Source organism: Amphibacillus cookii, assembly GCF_016908375.1.
Lineage (GTDB): Bacteria > Bacillota > Bacilli > Bacillales > Amphibacillaceae > Amphibacillus_C > Amphibacillus_C cookii.
In genome coordinates, this window is the sequence record NZ_JAFBDS010000005.1 from 45798 (window position 1) to 60519 (window position 14722).

Annotated in this window: 10 protein-coding genes, 1 pseudogene and 1 riboswitch; of the genes and pseudogenes, 1 reads left to right on the forward strand and 10 read right to left on the reverse strand. The window is 36.5% G+C overall.

Annotation, left to right across the window (positions count from 1 at the left end; genetic code table 11):
• Positions 1-8: 8 nt before the first annotated feature.
• The 8 genes from JOE23_RS08325 to JOE23_RS08360 all read right to left on the reverse strand — a co-directional run bounded on the left by JOE23_RS08325 (position 9) and on the right by JOE23_RS08360 (position 10193).
• Positions 9-1487 (reverse strand): sodium-dependent transporter, encoded by a 1479-nt coding sequence (locus JOE23_RS08325; RefSeq protein ID WP_204437525.1) that lies wholly within the window; start codon positions 1485-1487, stop codon positions 9-11.
• A gap of 504 nt (positions 1488-1991) precedes the next feature.
• A complete protein-coding gene (locus JOE23_RS08330) occupies positions 1992-3545 on the reverse strand; it encodes a Na+/H+ antiporter NhaC family protein (protein ID WP_204437526.1) in 1554 nt (517 codons plus the stop codon).
• Between the two features lie 548 nt (positions 3546-4093).
• A riboswitch (Lysine riboswitch) is annotated at positions 4094-4269 on the reverse strand.
• Positions 4270-4323: 54 nt separating this feature from the next.
• Entirely contained in the window at positions 4324-5088 is a 765-nt protein-coding gene (gene yunB / locus JOE23_RS08335; RefSeq protein WP_204437528.1) for a sporulation protein YunB, read from the reverse strand.
• Positions 5089-5148: 60 nt separating this feature from the next.
• Complete coding sequence (locus tag JOE23_RS08340; protein ID WP_204437529.1) at positions 5149-6228, reverse strand: HD-GYP domain-containing protein; 1080 nt, start codon at positions 6226-6228, stop codon at positions 5149-5151.
• A gap of 77 nt (positions 6229-6305) precedes the next feature.
• Entirely contained in the window at positions 6306-7706 is a 1401-nt protein-coding gene (locus tag JOE23_RS08345) for a bifunctional metallophosphatase/5'-nucleotidase (protein WP_239585332.1), read from the reverse strand.
• An 848-nt stretch (positions 7707-8554) separates the two neighbouring features.
• The gene (locus JOE23_RS08350) at positions 8555-9439 is read right to left on the reverse strand and encodes a diacylglycerol/lipid kinase family protein (RefSeq protein WP_204437531.1); all 885 of its coding nucleotides are present in this window, start codon (positions 9437-9439) and stop codon (positions 8555-8557) included.
• A 152-nt stretch (positions 9440-9591) separates the two neighbouring features.
• Complete coding sequence (locus JOE23_RS08355) at positions 9592-9891, reverse strand: hypothetical protein (RefSeq protein ID WP_204437532.1); 300 nt, start codon at positions 9889-9891, stop codon at positions 9592-9594.
• Between the two features lie 8 nt (positions 9892-9899).
• Positions 9900-10193, reverse strand: a complete 294-nt coding sequence (locus JOE23_RS08360) for a DUF2089 family protein (RefSeq protein ID WP_204437533.1) — start codon at positions 10191-10193, stop codon at positions 9900-9902.
• Positions 10194-10436: 243 nt separating this feature from the next.
• Between JOE23_RS08360 and JOE23_RS08365 the strand changes: the two genes are divergently transcribed.
• A complete protein-coding gene (locus tag JOE23_RS08365) occupies positions 10437-10781 on the forward strand; it encodes a hypothetical protein (protein ID WP_204437534.1) in 345 nt (114 codons plus the stop codon).
• Between the two features lie 528 nt (positions 10782-11309).
• On the opposite strand, the pseudogene JOE23_RS08370 reads toward JOE23_RS08365, so the two are convergent.
• Both JOE23_RS08370 and sufB read right to left on the reverse strand, forming a co-directional pair.
• A pseudogene (locus JOE23_RS08370) lies at positions 11310-12783 on the reverse strand (IS1182 family transposase).
• 533 nt (positions 12784-13316) lie between these two features.
• Complete coding sequence (sufB, locus tag JOE23_RS08375) at positions 13317-14714, reverse strand: Fe-S cluster assembly protein SufB (RefSeq protein WP_204437535.1); 1398 nt, start codon at positions 14712-14714, stop codon at positions 13317-13319.
• Positions 14715-14722: the final 8 nt, after the last annotated feature.

Genomic DNA, 14722 nt, shown 5'->3' on the forward strand with positions numbered 1-14722 from the left:
TCCTTTTCCTACTGGTTGTCTTCTTTCGGCCATCTCTTCATCGCCATAAATGCACCGAAAGCCATTGCACAAATGGCAACCATCCAACCAAAATTAAATAAAAATTCATTTGGATACTCGCTGTAAGCAGTAGTCATATCTGTTCTTAAGTTTTGTAGCATCATGTAACCTAGTACAATCGGTGTAATGACGCGCAATGAAAATTTCCACCATTGACCGACTCTAATATCTGATACACTGTTGGCATGTTGCTGTAATTGATTAATTTCTCTTGCAAACCAAGCAATTGCAACAATTTCAAATAATCCAACGAGTGCTACTCCATAATTGTTAATAAAGTAATCCACTGTATCTAATAGATTAAGTCCGCCTTGATTAGCATAGAATAATGAAAGTAATGCCGATGCACCAGCACCAATTGCCACGGCCTTTTTTCGAGAGATATTGAATTTCTCTTGTAAGCCGGCTATATATGTTTCTGATATAGATACCATCGAAGATAAACCTGCTAACACAAGTGAGCCAAAGAATAATACACCGAAAAATTCTGAGGCTGGCATTTGACTAATAATTTCTGGAAACACCATAAATGCTAACCCAACACCACTCTCAACAACTTCAGCAACTGGTTGACCTGTTTGATTAGCCATAAACCCTAAAGCAGCAAACACACCAATACCAGCTAATAATTCAAATGATGAATTGGCAAAACCCGTAATAAAGGCATTGTTTGTAATATCAGATGTCTTTGGCAAATAAGACGAAAAGGTAATCATGATGGCAAAAGCTATCGATAAACTGAAAAAGATTTGTCCATAGGCAGCAACCCAAACTGAACCATTCGTAATCGTTGACCAATCTGGTGCAAAGAACGTGTCCAATCCATCTAGCGCCCCCGGTAAGGTTAGCGCACGAACGACGATTAATAAAAAGCTTATAATGAGTAAAGGAATAAAGATTTTGTTGGCTAATTCAATGCCTTTCTTTACGCCTCTAAATAAAATAACAAATACAATCAACCAAACAATTAGCAATGGGATCAACACATTGGGAACCATTGAACCAAACACACCAGCTTCAGACACTTTTAAAAAGTCATTTATAAAGAAATCAGATACATCTGTTCCCCATGATAGATTGAACGAAAAATAAGTGTGCATAATCGCCCATGCAACAATGATTGGATAATAAGTAGAAATAACAAACGAAATTGCTACTTGCCACCAACCTATCCATTCCATACCGCTACTTATCCGTTTAAATGCGCGTGGTGCTGAACTGCGATATTTATGGCCAATCGTATATTCCATAATTAACATCGGAATCCCAGCAGTAAGTAACGCAAACAAATATGGAATAAAGAACGCGCCTCCTCCATTTTCATATGCTGTAGCTGGGAAACGCCATATGTTTCCTAAACCAATAGCAGAACCCATAGCAGCAAGCAAAAAGCCAAGACGCGTTCCCCATTGTGAACGGTTTTCCATAACTAAACTCCCCTTCTGAACGATAAAGTAAGAAAATTCTGACTATAATAAGCTGGATAAAAACAAATAATAAAGAATTCCTAACCGATCGTATAAATATTTATTTTTTTCTGACATTTAATGATTATAACGATTGTAAGCATTTATGTCAAAGGTTTTTATAATAATTATTATATGATAAGTTAGAAATGAGCAAGTGCTTTTATATCTTAGCTTTAAAGAAAAAAGGGCTACTTCACTAGGTAGCCGCTTTTTGCATAAAACGTGCCTTCAATCCGTGGGCGGAGGGCTACAGCACGTAGGTCATGCAGACGTTGCCACAGGACGTGGCGGTCTTAGTCTGTAATCCTACTTAAGGACGTGGCGGTCTTAGTCTGTAATCCTACTTAAGGACGTGGCGGTTTTAGTCTACGATCTTACCCGCTCACGGATTGCAGGTTCGTTGAGTGAATCCGAACAACCACCTCAATTGATTTGCTCCACTCTCTATTTTACGGGGCTGGTTTACGGACGATTATCTGTGATAAAACTGATAATGACTGATATAACCACTACAACCATCAAGGTTGCTAGTAAAGAGACAACTGCCATTTCAGTCCAAGCAAAAACGAAATAGCCTATAATTGATGCAATCGCGCTAATAAAAGCATAAGGCAATTGTGTCAACACATGATCAATATGATGAGAACCTGCACCAGTTGATGATAAAATCGAAGTATCAGAGATAGGTGAACAGTGATCTCCAAATACAGATCCAGCAAGTACTGCTGCCATTGCGGGTAAGACAACAGCTGGACCTATCTCTACTGCAACCTGTGCAGCAATTGGCAACATAATGCCGAATGTTCCCCACGAAGTTCCAGTCGCTAATGCCATAAACCCGGCGATGACAAACAATATTAATGGTAAATAGTGAATATTAAAAGAAAAATCATTAACTAAGCTTGCTAAATAGCCACCTGTATCAAGCGTGTCAATGACGTCACCAATCATCCAAGCAAGGATTAAAATATAGATCGCCGGCATCATCGAGTTTATACCTTCAATAATAACAAATCGGTTTGAATGCTTTGGGCGAGATTGTTTATGGTATAAAATAAATGACAGTACAACAGCAATAAGTCCACCAAAGAACAATGAAATATTTACATCTGTATTCGCAAATAGAGAAAACACAGTGATTGCTTCTTCTGTAGCTAGATAGCCTGTCCATAACATCATAAGTACTGTAGCAATAATAAGCGTTACAATAGGCACAATTAAATGAAACACTTTACCATCTTTGTGTGGCTCGACCACCTGCTTCAAATCACCTGCGACACTCCCGTTTTCTGGGTCAACGAGCTGGTTTTTTTGAACCGCTCGATCCTCATGTATTTTCATCGATCCTATATTCAAGTTAAACCATGCCACAATAAACACCATTAACATAGAAGCAAATGCGTACATATTTAGCGGAATCATCCGTATAAATGCTTCTAAAGGCTGATAATCAATGATTTCATTGGCAGCAAAAATGCCACCCATCGTTCCAATAATATAGGCCCCCCAACTAGAAATCGGTGTTATTACAGTAATCGGTGCAGAAGTAGAATCAATAATATAAGCTAATTTTGCTCTAGATATACGTTGTCGATCTGTGACAGGACGTGAGACTTGTCCAACTGAAAGGGCATTAAAATAGTCATCCACAAAGATCAATACCCCCAAACATGCTGGGACAAGCTGAGAACCACGTCTTGTTCTTACACGGTTACTTGCCCAATGACCGAAAGCTTGACTTCCTCCAGAAGCCGCCATGATAGCTGTTAATATACCAAGTAGCAATAAAAAGCCCAACAAATAAAAGTTGCCCATGTTTAAACCATCTTCTGGACTATAGAAAATATTACGAAAGATAGTGATTATATCAATAATTGCCTCAATTATATTAAAGCGACTAATCAATAAAGCACCTGTGATGATGCCAACACCTAAAGACAAAAAAATCTTACGTGTAGACACCACTAATATCAGCATAAGGACTGCTGGTATTAATGAGAAAATTGTCCCTTCCATCTTGAAATCCTCCTAATCATTCAATTTGAATAATGACTTATCTTATTCTCGATTAGATCGGCTAATTGAAATTATCCTCTATGACAACATTTGATAGAAAAGTTTAATGACCATGCGTTTTAAATAATGAAAATTAATCGAATCCAACAATTAACATAAAACGAATAGTTTTATCTCTACTCTCTATTTTGAAACAGAACGTTTTATGGCCGGTTATCTGTGATAAACGCCAACATCTCTTGCCTCCTTAATCAGGCAATCTATAAGCGAAACACTAGCGAATCTCGATTTTTCGACAAAAAATGCAATAACTCATTTAAAAAGCACAATTGAGACCGCACAACTAAAGTAAATTAATCAGAGTAACCGATCAATAGCGTACTTTCACAAGGTTCGTTTCTTAGAAGCTAGACGAATACATGCTTTTTTACCATTCAATGCTCATTTTTATAATTATTGAACAACAAAAAAAAATAACAGCAATAGAACATAACCTACTACTGTTATTTACGCTTGTGCACATAAATAATTATCTCGTTATCCTCCGGTCGATCAACAGCTCACCACGTATAAGACATGACAGTATATCATTTATTCAACAATATACCAGCAACTAAAAGGGTACCTACCTTTTAATCACTTCGGCAATTTAATCCTTTCACCCATTATCATTGTTGGTGACTCAAATAGGTTACTCATTTCAAATTGCGCCTCTATCTCATCGATCTGATAAGGTCTTTATTCAATTTTCCTCAAATAGTGTACCAAGTTTCTTTTCTTATTGCAAGGGTTCTAACGGAATCGATAGAGGCATATCTCCATCCTGTGGTGACATATTATAGTAAAGTGGCACATCTCCACTATAACCGCCACTGCCTACTGGGATCGATTGTTCAATTTTCGCTGTCTTTGATCCAAAAGGAATAATTGTTCGGATCTCTACTTTAATGTTAACAACCGGCTCAATATGAATGCTATTGATTTTCATCCCTGTAATCAGGGTTTCTACTTCTGTATTAACATATCCAATAACTTCTAAATTGACTGGGATTTTCGGACCTAAATTAGCTAATAAAGGCAATCCAAGCACTTGACCTAAAGGAATCTCTATCAAATTCGATTGTTGCTTGACGTGGTCAAGCTCCCTATCACTCAATTCTAGCTCTAACAAATCAGATTCATCAGGAATAACACCTCGTTCAAGGAGATGCAAAAAATTTTCAACGCGATATTGAATATTTCGCTGAATCCGATTTTCTAAAGCCGTATTTATTTGATAGCTGACGACTCGCCCTTCTTGATCATATTGAAATTGGATAAGTTCATCTAATTCAAGATCTTCATTTAACTTTTTACTAACAGCAATTCCCATAGCCATATTTGCATATTGCATATTGCGCGTTTCCGCAATATCCAACAAAACTGGTTTAATACCATTGTTTATATATATAACACTTAAAAATGTCGTTATCATAAAGAAAAGGGTTGTTAATGCAACTATCTTCTTACCGGAGACGCTTCCACGCTGTTTCGTTCGCCACACAAAAAATCCCTCCCAACATAAATCTATGCTTTTGCTAGGAGAGTTAGTCTTATAAAATCTTTATACTTTATAGGCCGTAATCGTTACATCTAAGTGCTTTGCCAGATCAAGCTCATAAGGATTAATTTGTTGATCATTTTCACTTATCACTCTTACGACAGGTCGATTGTAAAGTTTTTTATTTTGTTTAACGACAAGGCCCGTTCGCTTATCACTTAATTCAACGGTTACACCATTAGGATATACAGCAACACTTTCTCTAAATAATTTTACCATATGGGGATCAAATAACGTGCCACTTCCAGCATATAATATTTCTAATCCCTCTTGTGGCAACATCGCATCACGATAAACTCGATCACTTGTTACCGCATCAAAAACATCTACAATAGCTAATATCTTACCATATAAATGAATCTCAGAGCCTTTAATCCCCCGAGGATAACCAGATCCATCTAATCGCTCATGATGTTGATAGGCACAGTGCGAGACCATTAATGGCAATGTTGAAAAGGATCGTAGAAATTCAAAACCTAATTCTGAATGTGTTTTGATCACTTCAAATTCTTTATCTGTTAGTTTGCCTTTTTTCTTCAACAGCTCATGTGGTAAAAACACCTTACCAATGTCATGTAACATCGCACCTAAACCAAGTTCTCTTATTTCTTTGTTCGAACGTTTCAGCGCTTTTGCTAACACAATCGCATAGATCGTCACATTGATTGAATGATTAAATAAATAATTATCGCTAACAAAAATATCTGACATTAACGATACCACTTGATCATCTTGATCGATCTCAGTGATCATCATATCAACAACGGACGCAATTTCTTCATTTGTGTGTTCTAATAGTACTGCTTCTTTCTTAAATGTTTTCGTTTTATAAGTCAAAAAAGCTGATTTTATCGAATTGATCGACTTAATTCTTAATTGCTCAGAAATCGGTGAATGTACGACAATATCATCGGATAACTCATCCCTAATGTAGACATAGGTTACCCCTAGATCTAATAAACGCTTAATAAATGTTTCTGTTAAGACAACATCCTTCTGAACTAAAATCTGACCTTTACTACTATAAATTGGCTTTGCTAATTCGGCACCAACTGTTAAGGCTCTTGTCGCTACTAGTTTCATGTTGAACTCCTATCTTTAACATTCCATTTATCACTATCAACTCTAATACTAGCAAACATTTCGACAACATTCTACATTTATAACATTTTTGCTAATTGTTGAATAGTTGGCCGTAAAAGATCGCGAATAAATTCTGGCATAAAAAACGTTTTTTGCGTTGCCCGTGAGATTTGTGGCGATAAATGGCCGAAAGTAAACATGTCAGCTGTTGCCAATTTGTATTCTTTATCTATATCAATCGGTTCTCCGTCAATTTCAACACTTACTAAATGTGAAGAACCCTGTTCATCCTCTTCAGTCTCTAAGATGAGATTAGAATAAACAAGACACCCCATGATTTTCCCGCGAAAACCGAAGCCCTTTACTTGAAGGTTAATGAAATCATCTGTTAATCCTGCTCTTATCACTTCTACTAAGGCTTGCCCTGTTAAACTCACTACACAAGGGTTAATCGGATGTGGACAGATTCGGTGAATATCGAAGTCAGTAATCGGCCCACGCCTTAAACCATCAATTAAAATCCCCGCATTTAACATCGCGAGGTCAGCTTCTCCCCAATCTTGCAAAGTTCTTGTTAATTGTTTAATAAGTAACGTTTCCTTAAACCAATTCACCTCTAGTGGTTGTGGTAACTGAGCCACTGTGCGACTTAAAAGTTGATTGGCTACCTGCTGTTGATGATTTAACTGCTTCATGGTTAGCTGATCTTCAGCATATGAGGATACTGGTACTGCCTTCGCTTGTTTGCCAATTAACCTTTTTTTATCATGATCCCACGTTAATTTAATGGATCCGACATGATTTCCAAACTTACCTGCTGCCGTTAAGATCGTATCTCCCATCCATTGTTCCTTTTTAAACAAATGATGTGTATGTCCGCCAATAATTACATCAATTTCTTGGAAACGGTTGGCTATTTCTTGATCTTGATCAATACCTAAATGAGATAACAGGACAATTACATCAACTTGATCTTTCATTTCCTTTAAATAACGTTCAAGGGATTGGAGTGGATCAAATACATGCCATTCCAATGGTTGATAAAATGGTGTAAAAGGTGCTGTTAAACCGATAACGGCTAACTTCACTTGGGAGGTTGTTGTTAACAATTTATAAGGCATTAACCAATCTGGATCAGGGCTGTTTTCACTCGTTAAATTAGCACAAACGACTTCAAAATTAGCTTGTTGATATAATTTAATAAGCTCTGATCGATCCAATGTAATCCCTTCATTATTCCCTATCGTGACAACGTCATAATTTGCACGATTTAATAATTCAATATTTCCTATACCTCTTAAAGCTTCTGTCGCTGGATGAACACGATCTAAATGATCCCCGTTATCCAATAAAAAATAGGCTTCTCCCTTACATTGATGACGAGTAATTTGCTGATTAAGAAAGCTTACGATCTTGGGCCAATTTTCAAAATGGCTATGTAAATCACTCGTATAATAAAAATGAATTTGCTCTTGCATCATCCATAACTCCCATCCCTCTTCCAGACAATCTATAGCTTTCTTTATTTTAACACTAAAAACGCCAAAAAAATATTAATCCATCGTTAAGCATTGTTTGATCTTTATGCTGATAACGCAAAGTACTACCCTTTATGATCTATATGACCTTAGCTCTCGTTTATACATGAATACGAACAAGAACAAAAGCATCCAGATAGAAACTAGGGACGGGTCTAGAGACAGCTCCGGAACGCTCAAAATATCCAAAGGATCAACTTTTATAATCTCTTATACAACAAAGAAGCTGATCAAATCAATTAATCAGCTTCGCTATATTTTATTAATTCAACTTTCTCATCTGAATTTTCAGGTTCAGCAAAGTTAGCATAAGGGTAGACCTCATATTAAATATAAGCGTTGACTTTAATAAAGATTTTCGATTGAATATAAACCTTTCTTTTTAGGCACGCAGATGAGCTATGTTCCGCTTTCCGTGGGCATGGCGTCTCAGCATAAGAAACTTCTTATTCTAATAGTGTCACATCTTCTTCGCTTTATTTCGTGCAGTTGAGCTGACGCATTCAGTATGAACCCCCAGTCTAAGTGGAGATAAGCAAGGGGTGAGACTTCTGCGGGAATAGGATGAGCTGAAGATCCACTTTAGAAGCGCTCTTAGCTTCTAAAGTTAGCTGAAGCCAGCCCCGCGAAAAGCGAATCCCTTGCTTTTCGGAACGAAATAACGTGCTAAACGTATACGGCACATCCATGCAGAAGTAAAGTCAACAAGCCTATTGAATACCACGTCTATTGAACACGATCAAGGTTGAATGACTATTTTCAGTGTGCGAAAGTTGAGTTAGTAATATTTACTCACCAACAATCATTTCAATATGCTTAGGTAATAAGGTAATATGAGTTGGTGTTTGACCATCTATTTCACCATCGCAATCGATTTTTTGAGCAGGGTCAGTTGAAATCGTTAAACGATTGGTCTGAAATGCAATAACTCCCTCCATATGATGATAATCCGCTATCTCTTTTCTTGATTGCAAGATAGACCATACAGATTTAATAGATGCTTCCTTGATAATAAGGACTTCAAACAGCCCATCACTGATATCAGCCTCTGGAAAAAATGCTCTCACCCCACCTGTATAGCTGCCATTGCCTACGATCACCATAACGGCTTGTTCTTCTATCACTTTATCTTTCACTTTTATTTCTAATTTGAAAGGTCGCTCTTCTCCTATAGATTGAATAGCATGTAAGTAATAAGCAAGTTTGCCCACGTTTTGCTTTGATTCAATTTCTACTGATTCTGAAGCCTGTGCAACTAATCCAATCCCCCAAATATTTAAAAAGTAGCGCTGATCTGATTTTCCAATATCTATTAATCGTTTTTTTAAAGCGACAATCTTCTGTGTTGCTTCGAGCGGATTTTGTGGCATTTTAATTTGTCTTGAAAAATCATTTGCCGTCCCAGCAGGAATAATCGCCAATACTGGTCTATTCGTTAGTGGCGCAATAATATTTACTACCTCATTTACGGTTCCATCTCCTCCAGCAACAATCAGCAACTCCGATTGCTCTGCTATTTGCAAAATAGCTTTTACTCGATCATCAAAATGAGTGGTATCATAGACGTCCACTTTAGCAAAGTTCCTCTCTAATATGGTTGCTATATCTTTCTTATAATGAGCTAATTGGCCTTTTCCAGACTGTGTGTTCATTAAGACAGCTACCTTATTCATTTATATTTCCTTCTTCCTTTATTAAATAGTGTCATTATACCCTTGGCGAATGGATTTAAAACACACCTTACCACTTCATAATTATGTCACGTATTTTTTAAAAATGCACAGTACACGGTTTAAGCAGAGCTGGGGAAGATGTTGCTATCCTCTTATTCTAAATCTTTAATTATAGTTTTGTTTAATTGATGATTTCGTTTTATCTTTTTTTGTCCTAACAGATAAATACCAAATAAAATAACAGTGGGTATATTAACTAAAATAAATGTCATGATTATTTCAAGCATACCTGGCTCAATTAGATTAATAATAATCAGTAGTGATAAAATTAAACTAAGTAGTGGTAAAATAAGCCCCAAATATTTATTTGTACTTTTTGATAAAAACCATTGCAAAAAAATAACCCCCATTATTAATAACAATAAAATTAATGCATTAATAGGTAAAAACATGATCAATTTCACTCCTCTCTTTGTTTTTTATAAGCCTTTATTAGTGTCTTCGCCACATTAACATCTAACTTCTCATCTAAAGCTAAATTTTGAATCAAGTTAATATACGTATCCTTCTCCTCACCTTCGGCTAAATGTATTTTTTGAATGAGTTTATCTAGTCTAAGTCGAACAGTTGGGTAAGAGACACTATAGAGTTTTGCCATCTCTTTTAATGACCCCGACGTTAGAATAAACTTTTTAATAAAATTGAAGTCCTCATATTCTAAATAATTTAACCAATTTGGTTGATCCTCCACCATGAATCACTCCTTAAATCAATTGACATTTTAATAAAATTAATCATAACATTAATTTTATTAAAGTCAATGTTATGATTATGTTAAACTTTATTATTAAATTCGCATTAAATAAAAATTGCTATTTACTTCTAATTCTATTGACTTTTTTTGAATTGGATAAAATTAACTTATGGAATTCAGTCATCTAGCTAGCACCTCAACAAGCCATTTGACCTACATTAATAACAAGCGAGGAGTGTTCATATGAACGTGCAAGAATCATTTAACAACCCAGCAAAACGTGCATATATTTTTTTGAACATGGTTAAACCACTTCAACAGTCTTATCAGAAGACAGGTGGTGTGAACAATTGGACAGATTACCGATCGGACTTGTCCTATGCAAACTTTAAAGAGATATTGGAGAACAATGAAGTGGTTGAAAAAGCTAATGTAAGATCGATGAGTCAAACAGCATTGGACTATGTTCAACATAACCAACACTATTCCAAAAGTGGTCAAGTTAATCAAGTTTTGGCAAAGGCATATCAATTGGGTATGGTAGATGATAAGGGGCAATTAATTAATAGTATGGATCAAACTGTATAAGTCAGATACGTTTATAGCACTTAAACGAGAAACTTACCAAACAAGCCCATATCACTTGTATTAATGTGACATGGGCTTGTTTCTGTTAACGATTGAACCTTCTCTAATCGAACTTGATTAAGTTTTTTTATTTTGTAAATTTACTTCTAAGTAAATAAGCAACCTCATAGTTCTCTAATTCATCGATATGGGTTCTTTGTCAAATGACGTTGGTGAGAATTTTTTCCGGCAATTTTATAGATGAATTTCACAAATATTCAAGTCGGATTATGCTACTTGAATGTTGATTAGTTAGGTGGATTTTGGGCTGATTTCGATTCAATAGATCTTAATTTAATTTGAATGTCTATCTACACGTAAATTCATACGGGTTCGGTCTGGAAGTGATGAGACTCCTGCAGGAATAGCACGGAGACTACTGAAAAAGTGGTATTTTTCTCCCGTAATAATAAAATAAAAAAAATGAGCGTAATCCTCATTATAAAAGTGAGAAATTACGCTTATTTTTCAGAGTATAGAGACTCTATTTTATCTCTTTTTTATCTCTTTTTCATTGATTAGCTTGATCATTCGTTTCATATTAACGACGAAGATGGTGGCAGCTCCTTGCATTTTCATGCCAAACAGACCTAAGGTAATCGCTTTTTCATACCCGTGTCTATTTTTCAACGCTGCATTTTTTGCTTCTATTTTATATCTTGATGCAGCTAACTCTTTAAATTCTTTTGTCTCTTGGAATGCCTCTTGTTCCACATGTTCTGTTGATTTTATTGTTATTGAATAGGATTTTGTTTTGGCCCCTTCTCGATAACAACCTTCACGCAACGGACACACTTTACATTGCTTCACATCGAAAAAATATTTTAGTTGTGGGTTTTGAGTGGTTGAATGCCGATGTTTCATTCCCTTTCTGGTTGCTAGATGCCCAGCTGGACAGACAGACATCCCCGCATCTTTATTAAACTGAAATGTTGTTTCTTCTGTTCGTGTCCCGTTTGATATCACTGGATGCAGTTGCGCAACTAAACGTAGATTATTTTCTTTTGAAAATATCAAATGTCGTTTTCCTGAATAAGCCTTGTCCCCAATAACCGTATCAAATGCCATCCCATTTTCTTTACTCTTCTTGATAAGATCCTGCAAATAATTCGCATCACTTTTTTCTCCTGTTGTTACGGTTGCGGCTGTTATCATCCGTTCATCTGACATTGCCATATGGGTTTTATAGCCTAAAAAAGAGGAATCAGAAGATTTATAACCTTTACGAGCATCTGGATCAGAAGAATAGGTTATTTCTTCTTTTACATCTTCCATGACCTCCGTCACGACGTTTATTTTCTCTTTGATGGCTGGTAGATGGGGAAGGGTTGGATGTGCTTCAATGATCGTAAGGAGTTCCCTAGTATACGCCACTTCTTCATCTAAACCAGTAGTCGTTGGTTTTGCAGGAAACTTTTCTTTCATCGTATCATCATGACTATAAACCCGTTTGCGTAGTGCCTTTGATTTCCCTTGCAGGTATTCCGTAGCCGATTTCGAATGAAACCCGTGAGAGGGTATGCGTTGCATCTACCATGATCGTTTTACTTGATAAAAGGTTATGTTCCAGTGCTATTTTAACTGTTTTTTGGACTAAGATATCCATTAAGTTTTTATCATGAAGACGCAGTCTGCGAAACTTGGTTAAGGAGGTAGAATGAATCACGTGATCTTCAGGGGCTATATCTAAAAAATACTTGAAAGATAAATCAAATCGCGCACGTTCCACGAGGTCTGCATCAGACAGATTGTAAATCTGTTTTAACAATAAGTATTTAAACATGCGAATAGGTGGCTCTGCAGTTCGTCCGTTATCTAGACAATACTTATCTTCTAATTCCTCTTCAACAAAACGGAAGTCAACAAGATCGTGCATTTGACGAAGAAAGTTGTCTTTTGGAATAAGCGCATCATAAAGTTGCGTATAAGGACTTAACGAAAGGGATGTTTGTTGTTTTAACATCATTTTAACCGCTCTTTTCTTATTACTTTCTCTTTCTATTATACCAAAAAAAAAGAGATTAAAACGGATTATTGTAAGGTGTTTAGTAAGATTAGATCGCTAATAAAACGGAAGTGAAAGACGACGACTCCAGCGGGAATAGCACGCGTCCGAAGATCCACTTCTCCTCGCGTTCTTGGCTAGGAGAAGTTAGCTGAGGCCGTGCCCGCGGAAAGCGATCGTCTGTAACTGGAGTGGAATACACCATACTTTAATTATAAAATACCTCCATGGGTTAGTTTTTCAGCAGTCTCGAATAGCACGAGCTGAAGATCCACTCATGTGCGTGTTTTGTGCGCACATGAGTTAGCTGAAGCCGTGCCTGCGGAAAGCGAATCACTGGATGACTGAACCCATTTCTATTTTTAGAGAAATAGAAATGACGTTAACGAAAGTCTATCCCCCATTTCACAAACGCATGAAATGGAGAATTCCCTTCACCAACGTCAAATAGTATACAACCACTAAAGATATTGATATATAGGTTTTGTATATTAACCGATTGAACCTTCCATCTCAAACGAGATTAATCGATTCATTTCTACCGCATATTCCATTGGTAATTCTTTTGTAAAGGGTTCGATAAAGCCCATTACAATCATTTCAGTCGCTTCTTCTTCTGAAATCCCACGACTCATCAGATAGAATAGTTGTTCTTCTGATACTTTAGAAACTTTAGCTTCGTGTTCTAATGAAATATTTTCGTTAAGAATCTCATTATACGGAATTGTATCTGAAGCGGATTTATTATCCATAATTAACGTATCGCATTCAATATTAGAACGTGCACCTTCTGCCTTACGCCCAAAATGAACAATACCTCGATATGACACTTTACCACCTTGTTTAGCAATGGACTTAGATACAATCGTCGATGATGTATTCGGTGCAAGGTGCATCATTTTTGCCCCAGCATCTTGATGTTGGCCTTTGCCAGCAAGCGCAATAGAAAGCGTCATACCACGAGCACCTTCACCTTTCAGTAAAACAGCTGGATATTTCATCGTTAATTTCGATCCGATGTTTCCATCGATCCATTCCATCGTTGCATTAGCATCACAAGTCGCACGTTTAGTTACCAGATTATAAACATTATTTGCCCAGTTTTGAATGGTCGTGTATCGACAGTAAGCATCTTTTTTAACGAAGATTTCAACAACAGCACTATGAAGTGAGTTGGTCGTATAGACTGGTGCTGTACAACCTTCTACATAGTGTACAGAAGCTCCTTCATCAACAATGATAAGCGTTCGTTCAAATTGCCCCATATTTTCTGAGTTAATTCGGAAATATGCTTGTAACGGTGTATCTGTTTTTACACCTTTAGGCACATAAATAAATGATCCACCTGACCAAACCGCAGAATTTAATGCCGAAAATTTATTATCGGTATAAGGAATAACTTTACCAAAGTATTCTTTAAACAATTCTTCATTTTCCTTTAAAGCCGTATCGGTATCCTTAAAGACAATACCTAACGCCTCTAAGTCTTCTTTCAAATTATGATAAACAACTTCCGATTCATACTGTGCCGATACACCCGCTAAATATTTTTGCTCCGCTTCAGGAATACCAAGCTTATCAAACGTTTGTTTAATTTCATCTGGTACTTCATCCCAAGAGCGCTCTGAACGTTCTGATGGTTTAACATAATAAGTGATTTCATCAAAGTCTAGCTCAGATAAATCACCACCCCATTGTGGCATAGGTTTGCTATAAAAATGTTCAAGTGCTTTTAAGCGATAGTCCAGCATCCATTGTGGCTCTTCTTTCATTTTAGATATTTCTTCAACTACTTTTTTCGTTAATCCTCGTTCCGTTCGAAAAATCGATACGTCTTTATCATGAAAACCATATTTATATTCGCCTACTTCAGGTGCATTTTTAGCCATGATAGCTC